Origin of the sequence: Oceanimonas sp. AH20CE76 (assembly GCF_039654065.1) — a bacterium.
Classification (GTDB): domain Bacteria; phylum Pseudomonadota; class Gammaproteobacteria; order Enterobacterales; family Aeromonadaceae; genus Oceanimonas; species Oceanimonas smirnovii.
The window spans coordinates 2,046,935-2,067,375 of the sequence record NZ_CP155481.1 but is presented as its reverse complement, the minus strand read 5'-3'; the positions used below and the strand labels follow the sequence as shown (position 1 = coordinate 2,067,375).

General features: G+C 55.9%; 22 protein-coding genes and 12 tRNA genes. 31 read left to right on the top strand and 3 right to left on the bottom strand.

Features of this window, described 5'->3' with window-relative positions; genetic code table 11:
- Nucleotides 1-62: 62 nt before the first annotated feature.
- From ruvA to nadA, 22 genes are all read left to right on the top strand, one after another.
- A complete protein-coding gene (ruvA, locus tag N2M06_RS10080; RefSeq protein WP_019936131.1) occupies nt 63-662 on the top strand; it encodes a Holliday junction branch migration protein RuvA in 600 nt (199 codons plus the stop codon).
- A 3-nt stretch (nt 663-665) separates the two neighbouring features.
- On the top strand, nt 666-1,673 hold the full coding sequence (ruvB, locus tag N2M06_RS10075; protein ID WP_019936130.1) for a Holliday junction branch migration DNA helicase RuvB: 1,008 nt from the start codon (nt 666-668) through the stop codon (nt 1,671-1,673).
- Nucleotides 1,674-1,973: 300 nt separating this feature from the next.
- Complete coding sequence (gene ybgC / locus N2M06_RS10070; protein ID WP_317075358.1) at nt 1,974-2,384, top strand: tol-pal system-associated acyl-CoA thioesterase; 411 nt, start codon at nt 1,974-1,976, stop codon at nt 2,382-2,384.
- Nucleotides 2,374-3,054, top strand: a complete 681-nt coding sequence (gene tolQ / locus N2M06_RS10065) for a protein TolQ (RefSeq protein ID WP_346350690.1) — start codon at nt 2,374-2,376, stop codon at nt 3,052-3,054. The genes ybgC and tolQ overlap by 11 nt, the downstream gene beginning before the upstream one ends.
- On the top strand, nt 3,054-3,479 hold the full coding sequence (gene tolR, locus N2M06_RS10060) for a protein TolR (protein ID WP_317075359.1): 426 nt from the start codon (nt 3,054-3,056) through the stop codon (nt 3,477-3,479). The genes tolQ and tolR overlap by 1 nt, the downstream gene beginning before the upstream one ends.
- A gap of 3 nt (nt 3,480-3,482) precedes the next feature.
- On the top strand, nt 3,483-4,577 hold the full coding sequence (gene tolA, locus N2M06_RS10055) for a cell envelope integrity protein TolA (RefSeq protein ID WP_346350689.1): 1,095 nt from the start codon (nt 3,483-3,485) through the stop codon (nt 4,575-4,577).
- Between the two features lie 2 nt (nt 4,578-4,579).
- A complete protein-coding gene (gene tolB / locus N2M06_RS10050; protein ID WP_346350688.1) occupies nt 4,580-5,878 on the top strand; it encodes a Tol-Pal system beta propeller repeat protein TolB in 1,299 nt (432 codons plus the stop codon).
- A gap of 25 nt (nt 5,879-5,903) precedes the next feature.
- On the top strand, nt 5,904-6,431 hold the full coding sequence (pal, locus tag N2M06_RS10045) for a peptidoglycan-associated lipoprotein Pal (RefSeq protein ID WP_019936124.1): 528 nt from the start codon (nt 5,904-5,906) through the stop codon (nt 6,429-6,431).
- Nucleotides 6,432-6,451: 20 nt separating this feature from the next.
- Nucleotides 6,452-7,204, top strand: coding sequence for a tol-pal system protein YbgF (gene ybgF / locus N2M06_RS10040; RefSeq protein ID WP_346350687.1), 753 nt, complete (start codon nt 6,452-6,454; stop codon nt 7,202-7,204).
- 141 nt (nt 7,205-7,345) lie between these two features.
- Nucleotides 7,346-7,421, top strand: a tRNA-Lys gene (locus tag N2M06_RS10035).
- A gap of 6 nt (nt 7,422-7,427) precedes the next feature.
- Nucleotides 7,428-7,503: transfer RNA gene (locus tag N2M06_RS10030), tRNA-Val, on the top strand.
- 30 nt (nt 7,504-7,533) lie between these two features.
- Nucleotides 7,534-7,609, top strand: a tRNA-Val gene (locus N2M06_RS10025).
- Between the two features lie 23 nt (nt 7,610-7,632).
- Nucleotides 7,633-7,708: transfer RNA gene (locus N2M06_RS10020), tRNA-Lys, on the top strand.
- Between the two features lie 6 nt (nt 7,709-7,714).
- Nucleotides 7,715-7,790: transfer RNA gene (locus N2M06_RS10015), tRNA-Val, on the top strand.
- Between the two features lie 30 nt (nt 7,791-7,820).
- Nucleotides 7,821-7,896: transfer RNA gene (locus tag N2M06_RS10010), tRNA-Val, on the top strand.
- Between the two features lie 23 nt (nt 7,897-7,919).
- Nucleotides 7,920-7,995 (top strand) — tRNA-Lys (locus tag N2M06_RS10005).
- 6 nt (nt 7,996-8,001) lie between these two features.
- Nucleotides 8,002-8,077 (top strand) — tRNA-Val (locus tag N2M06_RS10000).
- A 30-nt stretch (nt 8,078-8,107) separates the two neighbouring features.
- Nucleotides 8,108-8,183 (top strand) — tRNA-Val (locus tag N2M06_RS09995).
- A gap of 23 nt (nt 8,184-8,206) precedes the next feature.
- A tRNA-Lys gene (locus N2M06_RS09990) sits at nt 8,207-8,282 on the top strand.
- Between the two features lie 6 nt (nt 8,283-8,288).
- Nucleotides 8,289-8,364: transfer RNA gene (locus tag N2M06_RS09985), tRNA-Val, on the top strand.
- A gap of 19 nt (nt 8,365-8,383) precedes the next feature.
- A tRNA-Lys gene (locus tag N2M06_RS09980) sits at nt 8,384-8,459 on the top strand.
- A 127-nt stretch (nt 8,460-8,586) separates the two neighbouring features.
- Complete coding sequence (gene nadA / locus N2M06_RS09975; RefSeq protein WP_026344822.1) at nt 8,587-9,648, top strand: quinolinate synthase NadA; 1,062 nt, start codon at nt 8,587-8,589, stop codon at nt 9,646-9,648.
- Between the two features lie 66 nt (nt 9,649-9,714).
- On the opposite strand, the gene N2M06_RS09970 is transcribed toward nadA, so the two are convergent.
- From N2M06_RS09970 to N2M06_RS09960, 3 genes are all read right to left on the bottom strand, one after another.
- The gene (locus N2M06_RS09970; protein WP_346350686.1) at nt 9,715-10,080 is read right to left on the bottom strand and encodes a NirD/YgiW/YdeI family stress tolerance protein; all 366 of its coding nucleotides are present in this window, start codon (nt 10,078-10,080) and stop codon (nt 9,715-9,717) included.
- A 114-nt stretch (nt 10,081-10,194) separates the two neighbouring features.
- Nucleotides 10,195-11,190: a type I glyceraldehyde-3-phosphate dehydrogenase gene (gene gap, locus N2M06_RS09965; protein ID WP_346350685.1), complete on the bottom strand. Its 996-nt coding sequence runs from the start codon at nt 11,188-11,190 to the stop codon at nt 10,195-10,197.
- Between the two features lie 41 nt (nt 11,191-11,231).
- Nucleotides 11,232-11,984 (bottom strand): DUF2989 domain-containing protein, encoded by a 753-nt coding sequence (locus N2M06_RS09960; RefSeq protein WP_245541407.1) that lies wholly within the window; start codon nt 11,982-11,984, stop codon nt 11,232-11,234.
- Nucleotides 11,985-12,171: 187 nt separating this feature from the next.
- Between N2M06_RS09960 and N2M06_RS09955 the strand changes: the two genes are divergently transcribed.
- The 9 genes from N2M06_RS09955 to N2M06_RS09915 all read left to right on the top strand — a co-directional run bounded on the left by N2M06_RS09955 (nt 12,172) and on the right by N2M06_RS09915 (nt 20,434).
- Nucleotides 12,172-13,608, top strand: a complete 1,437-nt coding sequence (locus tag N2M06_RS09955) for a glyceraldehyde-3-phosphate dehydrogenase (RefSeq protein ID WP_019934943.1) — start codon at nt 12,172-12,174, stop codon at nt 13,606-13,608.
- A gap of 99 nt (nt 13,609-13,707) precedes the next feature.
- Complete coding sequence (locus N2M06_RS09950; protein WP_346350684.1) at nt 13,708-13,986, top strand: DUF1315 family protein; 279 nt, start codon at nt 13,708-13,710, stop codon at nt 13,984-13,986.
- Nucleotides 13,987-14,161: 175 nt separating this feature from the next.
- Entirely contained in the window at nt 14,162-15,115 is a 954-nt protein-coding gene (locus tag N2M06_RS09945; protein WP_346350683.1) for a DUF523 and DUF1722 domain-containing protein, read from the top strand.
- On the top strand, nt 15,105-15,944 hold the full coding sequence (locus N2M06_RS09940; RefSeq protein WP_346350682.1) for a MerR family transcriptional regulator: 840 nt from the start codon (nt 15,105-15,107) through the stop codon (nt 15,942-15,944). The genes N2M06_RS09945 and N2M06_RS09940 overlap by 11 nt, the downstream gene beginning before the upstream one ends.
- Nucleotides 15,922-17,331, top strand: coding sequence for a deoxyribodipyrimidine photo-lyase (gene phrB / locus N2M06_RS09935; RefSeq protein ID WP_346350681.1), 1,410 nt, complete (start codon nt 15,922-15,924; stop codon nt 17,329-17,331). Before N2M06_RS09940 ends, phrB begins: the two co-directional genes overlap by 23 nt.
- Nucleotides 17,328-17,750: a nuclear transport factor 2 family protein gene (locus N2M06_RS09930; RefSeq protein ID WP_346350680.1), complete on the top strand. Its 423-nt coding sequence runs from the start codon at nt 17,328-17,330 to the stop codon at nt 17,748-17,750. The genes phrB and N2M06_RS09930 overlap by 4 nt, the downstream gene beginning before the upstream one ends.
- Nucleotides 17,747-18,478, top strand: coding sequence for an SDR family NAD(P)-dependent oxidoreductase (locus tag N2M06_RS09925; RefSeq protein WP_346350679.1), 732 nt, complete (start codon nt 17,747-17,749; stop codon nt 18,476-18,478). Before N2M06_RS09930 ends, N2M06_RS09925 begins: the two co-directional genes overlap by 4 nt.
- Nucleotides 18,471-19,718, top strand: a complete 1,248-nt coding sequence (locus N2M06_RS09920; RefSeq protein ID WP_317074817.1) for an FAD-dependent oxidoreductase — start codon at nt 18,471-18,473, stop codon at nt 19,716-19,718. Before N2M06_RS09925 ends, N2M06_RS09920 begins: the two co-directional genes overlap by 8 nt.
- A complete protein-coding gene (locus N2M06_RS09915; protein ID WP_346350678.1) occupies nt 19,715-20,434 on the top strand; it encodes a DUF1365 domain-containing protein in 720 nt (239 codons plus the stop codon). The genes N2M06_RS09920 and N2M06_RS09915 overlap by 4 nt, the downstream gene beginning before the upstream one ends.
- The last annotated feature ends 7 nt before the right edge of the window (nt 20,435-20,441 follow it).

The window sequence follows — 20,441 nt, the reverse complement described above, 5'->3', positions numbered from 1 at the left end:
GGATATTTATCCAGTTATTTATTATTCTTGGCCCAGTTTTGTCCTGATTAGCGGAGCGCCCTGTGATTGGTCGGTTAAAAGGTATTATCGTTGAAAAGCAGCCCCCGGAGATATTGCTGGATGTGAATGGCGTGGGCTATGAGGTGACTCTGCCCATGAGCTGCTTTTACGAGTTGCCCAATGTAGGCGAGGCGGCCACCGTACTCACTCATTTTGTGGTGCGGGAAGATGCCCAGCTGCTGTTTGGTTTTAATACCAAAACCGAGCGGGCGCTGTTCCGCGAGCTTATCAAGACCAACGGCGTAGGACCCAAGCTGGCGCTGGCCATTCTTTCGGGCATGACGGCGGATCAGTTTATTCATAACGTTGAACAGGGCGAGATAGCGGCGCTGGTCAAGCTGCCTGGCGTGGGCAAGAAAACCGCCGAACGGCTGATTGTGGAAATGCGCGACCGGCTCAAGGGCTTTGGCGGTTACGATCTGTTCAATCCGGCACCGGCATCACCGGGCATGGCCGGTGGCGGTGCCAAGGACGAGGCCCTGGCTGCCCTGCAGGCGCTGGGCTACAAGGCCGGTCAGGCCGAGCAGCTGATGAAAAAAATTGCCAAACCCGGTATGGACGCGGAGCAGCTGATCCGCGAAGCGCTCAAGAGCATGGGATAAACCATGATAGAAGCAGATCGTTTTATCAATCCGGCTCCCAGGCAGGAAGAGGAAGCCATTGACCGCGCCATACGGCCCAAGGCGCTGGCGGACTATCGTGGTCAGGATCATGTGCGCGGCCAGATGGAAATCTTTATCGAAGCCGCACGCCGGCGGGAAGAAGCGCTGGATCACCTGTTGATCTTCGGTCCGCCCGGCCTGGGCAAGACCACGCTTGCCAATATAGTGGCCAACGAGATGGGCGTGAGCATCAAAACCACGTCGGGGCCCGTGCTGGAAAAAGCCGGCGATCTGGCGGCCATGCTCACCAACCTTGAGCCCGGTGATGTGCTCTTTATTGATGAAATTCATCGCCTCAGTCCGGTGGTGGAAGAAATTCTCTATCCGGCAATGGAAGACTATCAGCTTGATATCATGATTGGTGAAGGCCCGGCTGCCCGCTCCATCAAGCTGGAGTTGCCGCCCTTTACCCTGGTGGGGGCCACCACCCGGGCCGGCTCGCTCACTTCACCGCTCAGGGATCGCTTTGGCATAGTGCAGCGGCTGGAGTTTTATCAGGTGGCTGATCTGGCCCACATTATCAGCCGCAGCGCCGGCAAGCTGGGTTTGACCATAGATGACGATGGTGCGCTGGAAATGGCCCGCCGGGCACGGGGCACGCCGCGTATTGCCAACCGCCTGCTGCGCCGGGTGCGCGACTTTGCCGAGGTAAAGGGCAGCGGTGCCATCGACGCCGCCATTGCCGCCCAGGCACTGGACATGCTGGATGTTGACAAGCAGGGCTTTGACTATATGGATCGCAAGCTGCTGATGGCGGTGCTCGACAAGTTTATGGGCGGCCCGGTGGGCCTCGATAACCTGGCCGCGGCCATTGGTGAAGAAAAGGAAACCATTGAAGACGTGATAGAGCCCTATCTCATTCAACAGGGTTTTTTGCAGCGGACTCCCCGGGGGCGTATGGCCACCCCCCGCGCTTACCTGCACTTCGGCTTCGATCTTCCCGACGCCTGACGCCAGCTGAAAGCTGGAAGTGGTTTTGGCTGCGAGCCCTGAGCCGTGCTTGTAAAGGGCTGTGTCGTTTGTCGGATGGATTCCGGGGCAAGCCCGGAGTCCATTTCACAGAAAACTCCGCATCTGCAGTTACAACACTTCACGCCCGAGCAACTCCACTTACAGCTGAAAGCTTACGGCTTCTAGCTCCCCGAAGGGGTTCGGGTCAATCAATGTCGTTCCCTGCAGCTCACTTCTTCTTTCACGGCACAGACTTGGTTATAGTAACTGTATCTTTTTGGCCGTATTTCCGGGATTTGCATGTCTCAAACGCCATTTCACTGGCCGGTGCGTATCTATTATGAAGATACCGATGCCGGCGGCATTGTTTATAACGCCAACTATCTGAAATTTATGGAAAGGGCCCGCACCGAGTGGTTGCGCCATCTGGGCATTGAGCAGGATGGCCTGCTCAATGAGGGGATTGCCTTTGTAGTGCGCCGGGTAGAAATGGATCTGCGCCGGGCGGCTCGGTTCAATGATGCACTAATGGTCACCGTCACGGTGAAAATGCTGAAACGTGCCTCTATTGTGTTTGAGCAGGAAATTCTGGATCATGCGGGCCTTTGTCTGGTTAGGGGCGAGGTGGTTATTGCCTGTGTGGATATCACCAAAATGAAGCCTTTTGCCATTCCTGAGTCACTGACGGGAGTATTATCCGGTGCACGCTGAAATTTCATTTATAGGCCTTTTCTGGCAGGCCAGTCTGCTGGTAAAACTGGTGATGCTGGGGCTGGTGGGCATGTCTGTGCTGAGCTGGGCACTGATCATCAACCGCCGCCGGGTGCTGAATGCCGCCCGGGCCGATGCTGACAAGTTTGAAGACAAGTTCTGGTCCGGCGCTGATCTCAGCCGGCTCTATCATGAGTCCAATGCCCGGCGCGACAGCCTGGCGGGCATGGAGCAGATTTTTCACTCCGGCTTTCGTGAATTTGTTCGCCTGCAAAAGCAGGGCCGGCCACAGGACACCATTATCGAAGGCACTTACCGTACCATGCGGGTAGCACTGTCCCGGGAAGTGGACCGGCTGGAAGCCAATTTGTCTGTGCTGGCTACTATTGGCTCCATCAGTCCCTATATCGGTCTTTTTGGCACCGTTTGGGGCATCATGAATGCCTTTATTGCTCTGTCGGAAATAAAGCAGGCCACTCTGGCCATGGTGGCACCGGGTATTGCCGAGGCGCTGATCGCCACCGCCATGGGGTTGTTTGCTGCCATACCGGCGGTGATTGCCTTTAACCGCTTCAGCTATCAGGTAGAGCGGCAGGAAAACCACCTGGCCAACTTTATGGATGAGTTTTCCACTATTCTCAACCGGCAAGTGACCACAGGACAGCAGTAATGCAGAGTTATCAGCGCAAGCGACGCAAACGCGTGGCCGAGATTAACGTGGTGCCCTATATCGACGTGATGCTGGTGCTGCTGATCATCTTTATGGCCACGGCCCCGGTGATCACCCAGGGTGTGAAAGTGGACCTGCCCCAGGCCGAAGCGGAAATGCTGCCGGAAGACAGTGAGACCCCCCTGGTGGCGTCGGTGGATGCCGAAGGCCGTTATTTTCTTGATGTGGGTGAAAGCCGTGATGAAGCGGTGGATCTGCTGGCGCTGGCGGAAATGGTACAGCAAAAACTGGAGACCAATCCCAAGGCACCTGTGGTGGTGCAGGGCGATGCCAATGTGCGCTATGACGCCGTAATCCAGCTGATGGCTACCCTGAAAGCGGCCGGTGTACCCAGTGTTGGCCTCATGACCCAACCGGAGCAGTAAGGCGTGTTCAGAAACGAAGACGGCAGCATTCGCAAGGCGCTGGTGATTTCACTGGGCTTACACCTGCTGGTGGGGGTGATGATTCTGGTGGGGGTGAACATTAATACACCCAAGCGGCCGGCGCAGGCGGCGTCCATTATTGAAGCCACCATGATTGATGATGGCATGGTGGCGGCGCAGGCCGAACGTCTTGCTGAGATGCAGGCAGCCCGCGAGGCGGAGCAGGCTGCTGCCAACGCTCAGGAGCTGGCAGAGCAAAAAGCGGCAGCAGAAGCCGAACGCAAGGCCGCAGAGCAGGCTGCAGCAGCGCAGGCAGCCCGCGAGGCAGAGCAGCAAAAAGCCATTGCCGAGCAGCAGGCCAAAGCGGAAGCCGAACGCCAGCGTGTGGTAGAGCAGCAGCGCAAGGCGGCAGAGGCGAAGAAACAGGCGGAAGCCGAGGCGGCGCGCAAGGCGGCAGAAGCGAAGAAACAGGCCGAAGCCGAGGCGGCGCGAAAGGCGGCAGAAGCGAAGAAACAGGCGGAAGCCGAGGCGGCGCGCAAGGCGGCGGAGGCGAAGAAACAGGCGGAAGCCGAGGCGGCGCGCAAGGCGGCAGAAGCGAAGAAACAGGCGGAAGCTGAAGCGGCGCGCAAGGCGGCGGAAGCGAAGAAACAGGCGGAAGCTGAAACCGCCCGCAAGGCGGCGGAAGCCAAGAAAAAGGCTGAAGCAGAAGCTGCTCGTAAAGCGGCAGAAGCCAAAAAGCAGCAGGAAGCCGAACAGGCGCTGAAAGATCTGGAAGCGCTGATGGGCGGTGGCTCTGCCGGCGGTGCTTCTTCTGCTGCGTCGGCGGCAGAGGTGGATCGTTACACCGGCATGATTATCGCGGCCATTCAGCGCAACTGGCTGGTAGCACCTACCATGGTAGGCAAGCAATGCCGCATTAATGTTCGGGTAGCGTCTGACGGCCTTATTCTGAATATAGGGCAGGGGCAGGGCGATGCGGTTGTCTGCCGCTCGGCGGAGTTGGCTATTCGCAAAACAGGAACGCTGCCCATGCCCAAGGATCCGGCTGTCAATAAACAGCTGCAAAATCTGAATTTAACCCTGATACCGAGGCTCTGATAATGACAAAACGATGGTTGTGGTTATGGCTGCCGCTGTTGCTGCTGGCAGGCCGCGCCCAAGCGGCGCTGGATATCGTAATTACCGGCGGCATAGACAGTGCACGTCCGGTGGCGGTAGTCCCCTTTGCGTGGACCGGCGGCGGGGCTGCTCCTCAGGAGCTGTCCGATGTGATCAGCAATGATCTGCGCAACAGCGGCATGTTCCGCCCACTGGATCGCAATGCCTTGCCCCAGCGGGTGTCCAGCGCTGATCAGCTGGACCCGGTTCAGTGGCGTTCGCGCCAGGCAGAAGCCGTGGTGGTGGGCAGCATAGCGCCGGCGGGTAATAACCAGTACCGCATCAGTTTTGAGCTGGCTGATGTGCTCGGCGACCAGGGGGCCAAACTGCTGGAAAGCCGCACTGCTACCGTGCCGGCAGCTCAGCTGCGGCAGTACGCTCATCGTATCTCTGACATCGTGTTCGAGAAGCTCACCGGCATCAAGGGTGCGTTTCTTACCCGCATTGCCTACGTTAATGTGCAGCACGGCGCACAATATCCGTATCAGCTGATGATTGCCGATTATGACGGCGTTAATGAGCAGGTGCTGCTGCGCTCCCGGGAGCCGCTGATGTCGCCGGCTTGGTCGCCAGATGGCCGCAAACTGGCTTATGTGTCTTTTGAGAACAAGAAAGCCGAAATTGTGGTGCAGGATATTTACAGCCAGCAGCGTCAGGTTGTGAGCTCTCAGCCCGGCATTAATGGTGCACCGTCCTGGTCTCCCGATGGCAGCCGGCTGGCGTTGGTGCTGTCCAGAGATGGGCAGCCCGAAGTGTACGTACTCGATCTGGCCAGCCGCCAGTTGACCCGTGTCACCAATAACCGCACAATCGATACCGAGCCGACCTGGTCTGCGGACGGTAAAAGTATTTATTTTGTCTCTGAGCGAGGAGGCCGGCCGCAGGTTTACCGCACCGAGCCCGGCAGCGGCAATGCCCGGCGGGTGACCTTTGACGGAGACATGAATCTGGGCCCCAGGATCACGGCAGACGGCCAGAACATGGTGCTGGTCAGCCGTTCTCAGGGACAGTACCGAATTGCTCGTCAGGAGCTGGACAGCGGTCATCTGCAGGTGTTAACCGAAACACGGCTGGATGAGTCGCCAAGCCCGGCCCCTAACGGCACCATGATCATCTACAGCACCACGTATCAGGGCCGACAGGTTCTGTCTTTGGTGTCGATGGATGGTCGTTTCAAGGCCAGGCTGCCGGCCCGCAGCGGCGATGTCCGCTCACCGGCGTGGTCACCGTTTCTAAACTAGAAATTGCTTTTTCTAAGGAAAAACCATGCAAATGAAAAAACTGCTTCAGAGTCTGGCGATAGCACTTCCCATGTTGACCCTGGCTGCATGTAGCTCGACCAGCGATTCCGATGCCATGACCGGAACCGATGGCAGCTACCAGGACGGTGGCGTACAGACTGGTGGCATTCAGACCGGCGGTGCGCTGTCTGCTGATGAACAAATGCGTCAGCAGTATGAAGCCCTGCGCCGTGAAAACGTCATTTACTTCGAATTTGACCGGGACGAAGTAACCGGTCACTATGCACAGGTGCTGGAAGCCCATGCCAGCTTCCTGCGCTCCAACCCCAATGTGAGTATTCTGGTGGAAGGTCATGCCGATGAGCGTGGTACTCCTGAATATAACATTGCTCTGGGTGAGCGCCGTGCCAAGGCAGTAACCAGCTATCTGCAGAGCCTGGGTGTCAGCGGCTCTCAGCTGGCCATTGTCAGCTACGGCGAAGAAAAGCCGATTGATACTTCCCGCAGCGAAGCCGGTTTTGCCAAAAACCGCCGCGCGGTTCTGGTTTATTAAGGACTGATTCCGGTTAGATTATGATTAAATTCGCGGCCATTTCGATGGCCGCTGTTTTATCCACCGCCAGCTGGGCTCAGGCCCCGGTGGTCAGCGTGGGTGGCAGCGGCTCGGTAAACGAACGTCTGGCTGAGCTGGAGCGGGGCTTCAGCGCACGCAGTCAGGCGCAGATTGAACAACAACATCAGCTTAATGCCATGCAGCAGGAGCTGAGTGAATTGCGTGGTTTGCTGGAAGAGCAAAGCTACCGTCTTGAGCAGGTCATAGAGCGCCAGCGCAATATTCTGGCAGCACAGCAGGAAGCTGCCGCTGCGCCGGCACCCACACCGGCACCGGTGGCAGCCAGCCAGGCCGGTAATACTCAGAATGCCAGCGATACCAATGAGGCAGCAGCAGGAGATGAGCAGGCCAGCTACGATAAAGCCGTGAATCTGGTCCTGCAGGACAAAGACTATAATGCGGCTATTCCGGCCTTTGCCCGTTTTATTACCCAATATCCTGAGTCGAGTTACGTGCCCAATGCGCATTACTGGCTGGGGCAGCTGCTGTATGCGCAAAAACGTTATGATCAGTCCAAGGCTCAGTTTGCCCGGGTAGCCGAGGCTTATCCCAAGTCCAACAAACGTGCCGATTCACTGCTTAAGCTGGGCCTGATTGCCCGGGAGCAGAAAGACGATGCCGGAGCCCGGCAGTATTTTCAGCAGGTACTGAGTGAATATGGCAGCAGCAGCGCAGCCCGCCTGGCTCAGGAAAATCTGAATGTGATGAAATAAGTGCCTGACTGGTGAATTTGTGTGAGAGTCGCTTGTTCCTTGAGCAAACGAAATAAAATGATAATTTAGCTGTTGCGTCACACAATTAAATCCGTATTATAGGCCGCCGTTGGCAGGGGACAAGTTGTTACCCACCAAGCCGGGTCGTTAGCTCAGTTGGTAGAGCAGTTGACTTTTAATCAATTGGTCGCAGGTTCGAATCCTGCACGACCCACCAGATTCCGGACGCTTAGCTCAGCCGGGAGAGCACCTCCCTTACAAGGAGGGGGTCACTGGTTCGATCCCAGTAGCGTCCACCAGTTTTCTCACTTTTCAGAAAAGTGAACCCAGGGTGATTAGCTCAGCTGGGAGAGCACCTCCCTTACAAGGAGGGGGTCACTGGTTCGAGCCCAGTATCACCCACCACTTTCGCAAGAAAGTCACAATTCGGGTCGTTAGCTCAGTTGGTAGAGCAGTTGACTTTTAATCAATTGGTCGCAGGTTCGAATCCTGCACGACCCACCAGATTCCGGACGCTTAGCTCAGCCGGGAGAGCACCTCCCTTACAAGGAGGGGGTCACTGGTTCGATCCCAGTAGCGTCCACCAGTTTTCTCACTTTTCAGAAAAGTGAACCCAGGGTGATTAGCTCAGCTGGGAGAGCACCTCCCTTACAAGGAGGGGGTCACTGGTTCGAGCCCAGTATCACCCACCACTTTCGCAAGAAAGTCACAATTCGGGTCGTTAGCTCAGTTGGTAGAGCAGTTGACTTTTAATCAATTGGTCGCAGGTTCGAATCCTGCACGACCCACCAGATTCCGGACGCTTAGCTCAGCCGGGAGAGCACCTCCCTTACAAGGAGGGGGTCACTGGTTCGATCCCAGTAGCGTCCACCAGTTTTCTCACTTTTCAGAAAAGTGAACCCAGGGTGATTAGCTCAGCTGGGAGAGCACCTCCCTTACAAGGAGGGGGTCACTGGTTCGAGCCCAGTATCACCCACCACTTTCGCAAGAAAGTCACAATTCGGGTCGTTAGCTCAGTTGGTAGAGCAGTTGACTTTTAATCAATTGGTCGCAGGTTCGAATCCTGCACGACCCACCAGATTCCGGACGCTTAGCTCAGCCGGGAGAGCACCTCCCTTACAAGGAGGGGGTCACTGGTTCGATCCCAGTAGCGTCCACCACTCTTGTCCGTTTAGATACGGGTCGTTAGCTCAGTTGGTAGAGCAGTTGACTTTTAATCAATTGGTCGCAGGTTCGAATCCTGCACGACCCACCATCTCTTCTTCTACTTATCTCCTCACCGCTGAATATTTTTTCATATTGTTAACACAGATTTGGGTTGCTTCAGCTTCGACGGTATAATGCCCGAAGTTTGTCATTGAATGGAGCACCGGCATACCGCCATGACCGAAGCCGTTGATATTGTCGAATTTGATTATCCTTTTCCCGCCAAACCGGCCCCGCTCAGTGCGGAGCAGCAGCGAGCGCTGAAGGATGAAATCAGGTCCCTGCTAAAAGCCCGTAACGCCGTGCTGGTAGCACATTACTATACCGATCCCGAGATCCAGGCGCTGGCCGAGGAAACCGGTGGTTGTGTGGCCGACTCACTGGAAATGGCCCGTTTTGGCAAAGAGCATGAGGCCCAGACCCTGATTGTGGCCGGTGTGCGCTTTATGGGGGAGACCTCCAAGATCCTGAGTCCGGAAAAAACCGTGCTGATGCCGACGCTGGAGGCCGAGTGTTCGCTGGATTTGGGCTGCCCTGCTGATGAATTTACCGCTTTCTGTGATGCTCATCCGGATCATACCGTGGTGGTATATGCCAATACGTCAGCCGCGGTAAAAGCCCGTGCCGACTGGGTGGTAACATCCAGCATAGCGCTGGAAATTGTTGAACATCTCGACAGTGAAGGGCACAAGATTATCTGGGCACCGGATCGTCACCTGGGCAGTTATATCGAAAAGCAGACCGGCTGCGAAATGCTGCGCTGGCAGGGGGCCTGTATTGTGCACGATGAGTTTCGTGCCAAGGCGCTGAAAGAGCTGAAGGCGCAGAACCCGGACGCAGCGGTACTGGTGCATCCCGAGTCGCCCCAGTCGGTGGTGGAGCTGGCGGACGCGGTGGGCTCCACCAGCCAGCTGATCCAGGCCGCCAGGGATTTGCCCCACAAGCGGCTGATCGTGGCCACCGACAAGGGCATTTTCTACAAGATGCAGCAGGCCTGCCCCGACAAGGAGATGGTAGAAGCGCCCACCGGCGGTAACGGTGCAACCTGTCGCAGCTGTGCTCATTGTCCCTGGATGGCAATGAACGGCCTGGTGGCCATTCGCGATGCGCTGAAGAAGGGCGGTACTACCCACGAAATTCAGGTAGATGAAGCCACCCGCATCAGGGCCATGATCCCGCTGGAACGTATGCTGAATTTCGCCCGTGAACTGAAGATGAAAGTTAAAGGAAATGCCTGATTGAGCAGGTTATAAAAAAAAGCCGAAGGCCATGCCTTCGGCTTTTTTGATCTTGCTACCGTTTGATTAGGGTGCCAGCTCTACCCGGTGAACATCCAGCTCGGTTTCATTCCAGTCTTTATCGATTTCTCCCCACAGGGTAACGGGAGTATCAGGTGTTGCCTTCACCTCTCCCCAGTCTTCATTATCGATTTCGACTATCATGCTGCCGGAGTCATCCTGAAAACGGTATTTCTCATCACCCAGAGACTCGGTGATAACACCGCTCAGACGCACCTGACTGTCATCTTTCATTTCCAGGGCCTGGGAAACGCTGACCTGCTCGGTGCTGTCGGGGCCGGTAAAACCACCGGTTGCGGCCATGGTGGTGCCAGCCAGCAAAGAGAAAGTGCCTGCAAACAGGGTTACGACAAGAGATTTTTTCATCATCATGCTCCGTTGTGGTTGGTACAGGCGTAATGATAGGAAGCAAACCTTAACGTAACCTGAAAATAAGAAATAACAGGCGATAATAAACATCGCCTGTTATCGTGACCGGCAGGAAAATTATCTGGAGATATGAGCGATCAGATCCAGTACCTTGTGAGAATAACCGGCTTCGTTGTCATACCAGGCCACCAGCTTGACGAAGTGTTCATTCAGGGCAATGCCGGCGCTGGCATCAAACACGGCGGCGTTGGGCTCGCCGACAAAGTCTGTGGAAACCACGGCATCGTCGGTGTAACCGAGAATACCCTTAAGCTCATTTTCTGAAGCGGCCTTTACCGCAGCACAGATTTCTGCATAAGTCGCTGCTTTTTCAAGCCTTACGGTCAGATCTACTACCGACACATCCGGCGTGGGCACACGAAACGCCATACCGGTCAGCTTGCCCTTAAGTGCCGGAATGACTTTTGCCACGGCTTTGGCGGCACCGGTGGAAGAAGGGATGATGTTCTGACCGGCACCGCGGCCGCCGCGCCAGTCCTTGGAAGAAGGACCATCAACGGTATTCTGGGTCGCCGTGGTGGCATGCACAGTGGTCATCAGCCCTTCGGCAATACCGAAGTTATCGTGAATGACCTTGGCCAGGGGAGCCAGGCAATTGGTGGTGCATGATGCATTGGAGATAATATCCTGGCCAGCATATTCATGGTGGTTAACGCCCATCACAAACATAGGCGTGTCATCTTTGGACGGGCCTGTCATCACCACTTTTCTGGCACCGGCTGCTATGTGCTTGCGGGCTTTTTCATCGGTCAGAAACACGCCTGTGCCTTCAGCGACCACATCAACATTCAGCTCACCCCAGTTAAGGTTGGCCGGATCGCGCTCGGCTGTGACCCGCACCGGTTTGCCATTTACAATAAGGTGATTACCCTGCACGCTGACCTTGCCCTGAAAGCGGCCATGGGTCGAGTCGTATTTGAGCATATAGGCCATGTAATCAATATCCAGCAGATCATTGATGGCGACTACTTCCATGTCGTCCCGCTCGCAGGCGAGGCGAAACATAATGCGTCCGATACGGCCGAACCCGTTAATACCTATATTGATTGTCATATGCTCACCTGAATGTTGTTAAGAAAACGAAGATAACGTTATCAGTTTGCCTGATATTGCCCTTTGCGTAGTTGCTCAGCCAGCATCATTGCCTGTTGAACCATGGTTTCACGCTCCTGCGCAGTAAAACGAGCGTAGGGCTCCATTTGTTTCCAGTTTACCATGTCGTCATCATAAAGTTCGCTCAGTACCTGACTCCATAACCAGGCTTGCTGGTATTGACGCTGGCGGATGTAAAGCCCGATCAGGCTGGCCAGCAGATCTGCATCGGGCTTGCTGTTTGCGGGGGTCAGCATTAACGCGCGTTGCATTGCCCGTTCTGCACCCGCCGGGTCCTGATGCAGCAAGAAACCGGCCAGGGCTTTCTGCAGGGGGGGCTGCTGCATGTCAGGTCTGTCAGCGCCGGCAATAAAATCACGTCTGGCGGCCCGGTCGCCGTGGCGCTCCCAGCGCCAGAGCTGCAAATAAGGGTAATCAGAGCCGGCTGTACTGGCTTCAAGCCGTGTCAGCTCGGCATCGATGTCAATAATGGTTTCTACCTTGGTATTTTTGCGCTCGTGGCGTTTTGTATACTGCATGTCGAGCAGGGGTTCAAGGCAACGCTGATAGCTGTCCAGCGCGTTCATGACCATATAGCGGCTGGCATCGCCGGGGCGCTCAGCGTTTTCATAACGGGCTTCAACCAGTTGATCGCGCTCCTTGCCACACCAGCTGTCGCTGTGAAGATCGGAACAAAACTGAGGAAAGCGGCTGCACAGACTCTTGTTGCGATCCCGCTCACATCCTGTCAACAAGATGATTCCTGCAAACAGAAAAAACAGGGTTTTGGTTCTCATTTCAGCCCTTTGATGCTTGGCTTCAGTCTGGTAATCATACCCCCTATCCACTAAAATGCCTCCGCCTGAACGCTTGTAAGCAGCAAGTTTTTTCATTTTGCTGCTAATACCAATAACGGTTACGTGAATTAAAAGGATCCGGTCGATGACCCATGAGAGTTACCTGTCCGCCTGGCAGCAGAGCCAGGAACTGGCAGAGTCCATGCAGCCCCTGATTGGCAAACTGTATCGCAACCAGGGCGTGGAAACCTGCGTCTATGCACGCCCCCTGCTGAACGCGTCTACCATTGACATTCTCAAGGCTCACCGTGTGGTGCGTCGTCACGAAGGCCAGCCGCTGCCGGTCAGCCAGAGCTACCCGGTACTGAAAGCACTGAGTGAAATGGATCTGGCTCCAGCCAGCATTGACCTTGGCAAGCTGGCAGTGGGTTACTGGAAAAACCATCAGGATGAGTCCGGCCTGACCGACTACCTGAACGCCGAACTGGCACCGGCGCTGAATGCCTCAACCGATGCCAAGCCCACCGACGTGGTGCTGTATGGTTTTGGCCGCATCGGTCGTCTGCTGGCGCGTCTGCTGATTGAACGCGCCGGCAGCAACAACGGTATGCGTCTGCGCGGCATCGTGGTTCGCGGCAGCGGCGACGATCTGGAAAAGCGCGCCAGCCTGCTGCGTCGCGACTCGGTTCACGGTCCTTTTAACGGCTCCATTGAAGTGGATGCCGAGAACAACGCCATTATTGCCAACGGCACCTACATTCAGGTGATCTACGCCAACAGCCCGGAAGAGATCGACTATACCCAGTACGGTATTCACGATGCCCTGGTGGTCGACAACACCGGTAAATGGCGTGATGAGGCTGGCCTGGGTCTGCACCTCAAGGCCAAAGGTGCTGCCAAGGTGCTGCTGACTGCGCCGGGCAAGGGCGACATCAAGAACATCGTATTCGGTGTGAACGATGACATGATCCAGCCTGAAGACCGCATCATGTCTGCTGCCTCCTGTACCACCAACGCCATCACACCGGTACTGAAAGCGATCAGCGATGCCTATGGTGTGAAGAACGGCCACGTTGAAACCGTACACTCCTACACCAACGATCAGAACCTGATTGATAACTACCACAAGGGTGACCGTCGTGGTCGCAGTGCTGCTCTGAACATGGTTCTGACCAGCACAGGTGCTGCTTCTGCTGTGGCCAAAGCGCTGCCTGAGCTGAAGGGCAAGCTCACCGGTAATGCCATTCGCGTTCCTACGCCGAACGTATCCATGGCAGTGCTGAACCTGAATCTGGAAAAAGCCACCACAGTGGAAGAGCTGAATGAGCATCTGCTGCAGGTGTCACTGGACTCACCGCTGCACAACCAGATCGACTACAGCACCAGCAGCGAGCTGGTATCCACCGACATGGTGGGCTCCCGCTTTGCCGGTATCGTTGACTCCCTGGCTACCATAGTAGAAGGTGACCGTGCCGTCTTGTATGTGTGGTACGACAACGAGTTTGGCTACAGCTGCCAGGTAGTGCGCGTGATGCAGAAAATGGCCGGCATTGAACTGATGGATCTGCCCGCGCGCGGCTGATCGCATTTTTGCAAACCGGTTATCAAAAGGGGTGGCGCAGGCCGCCCCTTTTTTTGTGGCTGGTGGTAAATTAACGGCATCAAAACAGGAGGAATTGTCATGTCATCATTTCAGCAAGCCATTGCCGCCATGCCCAAAGAAGTGTACGAGCGGCTGAAGACCGCCGTTGAGCTGGGCAAGTGGCCAGACGGCTCTGTGCTTACTCAGGAGCAGAAAGAAAATAGTATGCAGGCAGTGCTGGCCTGGCAGGCCATGTACAACGACAACCCCGAGCACATGACCATCGGCAAGGGCGGTGAGCTGGTGATGAAATCCAAGGCCGAGCTGCGCCGCCAGTTTCGCGATGAAGAAGAGATTATTCGCAGTAAATTGAATTAAAGCTTGTTGCCCGGGATAAACCCGGGCCTACATTTGCCCAATCCCCAATCCCCAATCCCCAATCCCCAATCCCCAATCCCCAATCCCAGCTTTGTATAAATTTTTCTTGTACAACCTTGATTAACTTGTACAACTAAAGCTACAGTAAACGTATAGTTGTACAAGAGGGTTAGCAATGTACAAGTTTGATCCCCAGGTTATCAAGCTCGGTATCAGTGGTTGTCTGGTCGGCCAGAAGGTTCGTTTTGACGGTGGCCACAAGCGTTCAGATTTTTGTACTGAGCAGCTGGCACAGTTTGTGGAATTTGTCCCCGTGTGCCCGGAAATGGCCATTGGCCTTGGCACACCGCGGCCCAGCATTCGGCTGATTGGCGCAGAAGGGGAGGTGATTGCCCAGACTGCCAAGGGGCAGGATGTTACTCAGGCGCTGCGGGATTATGGCCGTGACATGGCGGCTAAATTCGAGGGGCTGAGCGGCTATGTGTTGTGTGCCAAATCCCCCAGCTGTGGCATGGAGCGGGTGCGGGTTTATCATGAAAGTGGCAAGGGCAATGCCAAGGAAGGAGTGGGCATTTACGCCGCTGAAATCATGCAGGCGCTGCCGCTGCTGCCCTGTGAAGAAGATGGCCGGCTGAATGATCCTATTCTGCGGGAGAACTTTGTTACCCGTGTTTATACCCTGCATGACTGGCAGTGTCTGCTGCACAGAGGGCTGACGCCGTCCCGGCTGATAGCCTTTCACAGCCGCTACAAATACCTGCTGATGGCTCATCACAGAGACAGTTATCAGGAGCTGGGCAGGCTGATTTCGGACTTGTCGGAAAACCCGCAACAAAAGGCCGAGCAATACATTCAGGGACTGATGAGTGCGCTGCAAAAACGGGCCAGTCGCAAGGGCCATACCAATGTGCTGCAACATCTGCAGGGCTATTTCAAACGCCAGCTGACCTCACGCCAGCGCCAGGAGCTGGCTCATACCATTCATCAATACCGAGAGGGTATTCTGCCGCTGCTGGCACCCATTACGCTGCTGCGTCATTACCTGGAAGAGCATCCCAACGACTATCTGCGTCAGCAGGTATACCTGGACCCACACCCGGAGGCATTGCGACTGCGCTATGGCATCTGAGCCCAAATATCCGATTCGGGAAGTGTCCCGCTTAACCGGTATCAATCCGGTGACCCTGCGCGCCTGGCAGCGGCGTTATGGCCTGCTGAAACCGGCCCGCACCGAGAAAGGGCACCGGCTTTATTCTGATGCCGACATAGCGCTTATTCGGCAAATTCTGCATTGGGTGGAGCAGGGGGTCAGCATTGGTCAGGTAAAAGGATTGCTGAACAGCCCGCAGCCGGTGGAGGAAGGCAGCAACTGGGAGCAGGCCCGGCAGAGCCTGCTGGCAGCGGCCTGCGAGCTCAATACCGGGCGGCTTGAAGCCGAGCTGAACGAGCTGGCCAGTCTTTATCCGGCCGAGTTGCTGCTGCGCCATGTGATTGAACCCTGGCTAAGCAGTCTGTCTCAGTTGGTGCGCCCGGACGGGCAGCTGATAGAACAAAGCGCCATGGCCTTGTTGAGCAGGGTTTTGATGCAGCTGCTGACCATTAAAACTGGGCCGCGCATTGCGGTGGCCCGAGTAGGGCAAGGTAATGAGCAGGCCAGTGTGCTGACCTGCTTTGAACTGCAAGGTCTGGAGTGTCGCAGCCTGGAGCTTGGCTTGCTTGAACCGCTACAGCTGCCGCTGGCGACACAGCGGCTGCAAAGTGACGCCCTGGTGGTATTGCTGGGAGGCGGCCTGACCCAGAGCTGGTTTGCCGAACGGGCGGAATGCTGGCCTGAACGCTGCTTTTTTATCGGTGAGCTGGGCCGTATGTATGTTGAACAAGGTTGGCTTTCCCGGCCTTATGAAAACACCGTCAGCGAGATTGCGAGGAAGCACAATGCAACATTTGGTCTGGTTTAGAAACGACCTGAGAGTGGCTGATAACCCGGCCCTGCATGCCGCCATCAGTGAAGGCGGGTTGGTTAAAGCCGTGTATATCGATTGTCCCGGGCAGTGGCAGGAGCATGGAAATAGTCCGATACAGCGAGATTTTATCGAAAAAAACCTGCAGTCACTGAGCAGGCAGCTGGCCGGACTGGGTATCCTGCTTGAGGTGCTGGAGTGTGATCGTTTTGATGATGTACCGCGCTTGCTGGCCGAATGGACCGCCCGGCAGCAGATTGATGCGCTTTACGCCAACCGTGATATCGGTATTAACGAGCGTCGCCGGGATAAAGCGGTACAGCAGGCATTACCCATTCCATGCCGTGTGTACAATGGTGACTGTGTGATGAATCACGGCAGCATTACCACTCAAAACGGCGATATGTACAAGGTTTTTACTCCTTACTCCAAAGCCTGGTTAAGTGCACTTAAGACCAAAGGTTACCGTTTGTTACCCGTTCCTGATGCTGCCGGTAAACCCTGCGAGCCTGAATCCGTGACCCTGCACGGTGAAAAACAAGACAGCCGTGACTGGCCCGCCGGAGAGCAGGCAGCCCATCAGGCGCTTGCACGTTTCTGTGCTGAATCCCTGCTTGATTATGCAGAGCAGCGGGATTTTCCCGCCATGGAAGGTACCAGCCGGCTGTCTCCTTATCTGGCTCTCGGCGTACTATCCCCCAATCAATGTCTGGCTGCCATCGAATCCGAGCTTGGCGTTTTGCCGTTTGGTAAGGGAGAGCAAGGCTTTTCCTGGCTGAACGAAATTATCTGGCGGGAGTTTTACCGCCATCTTTTGGTGGCTTTTCCCGGTTTATCCATGAACCGGGCCTTCAAGCCGGAAACCGAGGCGCTGCAGTGGAGTCGTGACCAGAAGGCCTTTACTGCCTGGTGTGAAGGTCAGACCGGCTATCCCATTGTGGATGCGGCCATGCGTTGTCTGCGTGAGACCGGCTGGATGCACAACCGGCTGCGCATGATAGTGGCCAGTTTTCTTACCAAGGATCTGCATATTCACTGGCAGCAGGGTGAGGCTTGGTTTATGGCCAACCTGATAGACGGCGAGCTGGCCGCCAATAACGGTGGCTGGCAGTGGGCTGCGGGCACAGGGGCCGATGCTGCGCCCTATTTTCGCGTATTTAATCCGGTGACCCAAAGCGAGCGCTTTGATCCCGACGGCGACTTTATTCGTCAGTGGGTGCCCGAGCTCGCCGAGGTGCCGGGCAAGCATATTCATGCGCCTCACCACTGGCTGCGTCAGCGCCGGCGTGAGCAGAACTATGTTCCGCCCATGGTTGACCACGGCAAGGCCAGGCTGCATGCCATTGCCATGTTTGATGCCCTGAAGGACGAGGAGGAGTCATGAGCCCGGCCCTGGATGCCTTTTGCCGACTGTATCAACGTTTGTCTCCCGCTGAGTTACAAGGGCTGCGTCAGGTCTATTCCGACGATGTACTGTTTGCCGATCCGGCTCATGATATTCGCGGTATAGAGGCGCTTATCACTTACTTTGAAGGCCTGTTTGAGCGGGTGCAGCAGTGCCGTTTTGACATTATCCAGGTAATGGAGCAGGACGGCGAGGCCTATGTGCGCTGGGAGATGCACTTTATTCACCCCCGGCTCAACAGTGGCCGGCCCGTGATTGTGCCCGGCGTGAGCCATCTTTGTTTTGCCGACAGTGTCTACTACCACAGAGACTTTTTTGATCTGGGCACCATGCTCTATGAACGGCTGCCTTTGCTGGGCAATTGCATACGGGCACTGAAACGGAGGCTGAACGCATGAAACGGGTCCTGATCACCGGAGCCAGCTCCGGCATAGGTTTACAGCTGGCACAGGATTATTTGCATGATGGCTGGACAGTAGTGGCCTGCGGCCGCGATGCAGACAAGCTGGCCAATGTCCTGCCGGGCGAGCGGGTGGAATTCGGCGTATTTGACATTAATGAGCGTGATCAGGCTGTGGCTGCGTTAAGCAAGCTGGCACCGGTTGATCTGGCCATTCTCAATGCTGGCACCTGTGAATATGTCGATGATGCCCATGCCTTTGATGCAGCTTTGTTTGAGCGGGTAGTACAGGCCAACCTGATTGGCACCGGCAACTGTGTGGCGGCGGTGCTGCCACGCATCAAGACCGGAGGCCGGCTGGCGCTGGTCAGCTCCTCGGTCACCTTTGTGCCGCTTACCCGGGCCGAAGCCTATGGCGCGTCCAAGGCGGGTGTGGATTATCTGGCCCGCACTCTGGCGGTGGATCTCGACTCGCAACAAGTCGCCATCAGTCTGGTGCGGCCGGGTTTTGTGGATACCCCCCTTACTCAAAAAAATGACTTTCCCATGCCCGGCCGGGTCAGCCCCGAACAGGCCAGCCGGGCCATTCGCGCCGGCCTTGCCAAAGGTAAGCGGGAAGTGACCTTTCCTGCCGGCTTTATTGCCACTCTCAGATTTTTATCCTGGCTGCCACAAGGGCTCTGGCTCAATCTGGCTCGCCGCATGAAAAGGAGCGCTCATGAGTAATATTGCCGTGATTGGCAGCGGCATTGCCGGCCTGACCTCGGCCTGGCTGCTGAGTAAACAGCATAAGGTTACCCTGTTTGAGGCCAACGATTACCTTGGTGGCCATACCGCCACCGTGGACGTGCCTCTTAACGGGCGTACCTATGCGGTGGATACCGGCTTTATTGTGTTCAACGACCGCACTTATCCACGCTTTCAGCGCTTGCTGGAGAGCATTGGCATTCGGGCTCGTCCCACCGAGATGAGCTTTAGTGTGCAGCAGGCAACCACCGGACTGGAATATAACGGTCATACGCTGAGCACGCTGTTTGCTCAGCGTAAAAACCTGATTAATGGCCGCTTTTACGGCTTTTTGCTGGAAATTGTACGCTTTAATCTGCTGTGCAAGCGGGCGCTGCAAGAAGGCAGCCTGAGTGATCAAGACACCCTTGGGCGCTTTCTGGAGCGATATGGCTTTTCCGAGTTTTTTGCCGGTCATTATGTGTTGCCCATGGTGGCTGCCATCTGGTCTTCGTCTCTGGCTGACAGCCGGGACTTTCCGCTGGCGTTTTTTCTGCGCTTTTTCAATCATCACGGCTTGCTTAATCTGGTGGACAGGCCCCAGTGGTATGTGGTGGAAGGGGGCTCACGCAGCTATATTCCGGCGCTGATTAAAGGGGTTCAGCAAGTGTGTCTGAATACGCCGGTACAGTGGGTACGCCGGCTGGATAATGGCGTGGAGATAAGCTCGGCGGCAGGTACAGAGTTATTTGATGAAGTGATTTTTGCCTGTCATTCGGATCAGGCGCTCAGGCTGCTGAGTGATGCCACCGACACCGAAAAACAAGTGCTGGGCGGACTGGAATATCGCGACAATGAAGTAGTGCTGCACACCGACACCCGATTGCTGCCTACCGAGCGCCGGGCCTGGGCCAGCTGGAATTATTTTCTTGATGGCGGCGAGCAGGCCCTACCGGCGGTGACCTATAACATGAATATTCTGCAGGGCATTAACGCCGAGCAGACGTTTTGCGTCACCCTGAACCGGACCCAAGCCATCGCTCCCGAGCACATCTTACGCCGTTTTACTTACGCTCATCCGGTCTATAACCGGGCTGCCATGGTGGCCCAGAGCCGGCGTGACCAGATATGTGGCCGGAGCCATACCCACTTCTGCGGTGCCTACTGGTACAACGGCTTTCATGAAGATGGCGTGCGCAGTGCCCTGGATGTGTGCGCGCGCTTTGGAGTCGGCCTATGACGCTTAACAGTGCCATTTATACCGGCGTGGTGCGCCACCGCCGTTATCAGCCCAAAACACATGCCTTCAGCTACGGCCTTTATATGCTGGCGCTGGATCTGGACGAGCTGGCCGAGCTGGAACAGGGCAGTCGCTGGTTTGCCCGGGAGCGGTTTGCTCCGTTAAGTTTTCGCCGCCGGGATTATCTGGGGGATGAACAAACCCCACTCAAGCAGGCGGTGCTGGCGAAAGTGACAGAGCTGGGAGGTAATGCCCATGGTCTTGAGCGCGTGGTGATGCTGGGTCAGGTGCGCTGTTTTGGTCTCTATTTCAGCCCGGTGAATCTGTTTTTCTGTTACCGCAATCATCAGGCTCGCTATTTGCTGGCGGAGGTGCATAACACGCCCTGGAATGAGCGTCATTGTTACCTGGTGGATCTGGAACAGCCCGAGGCCACTGATAAGGCGTTTCATGTGTCGCCTTTTATGGGCATGAACATGCAGTATCACTGGCGTATCTCGCCACCGGCCAAACGGGCATTGGTGCATATTGAAAACCGTAATCCGGAGTTGTTGTTTGATGCCACTCTGGCTCTGCGCCGCCATACCTTTGATGAACTGGCCCTGAAAACGGTCCTGCGCCAGTGGCCGGTGATGACGTTAACCGTAGTGCGTGGCATTTACTGGCAGGCACTGAAGCTGTTTTTGAAACGAATTCCCTATCACTCACACCCTTAAGGACGCC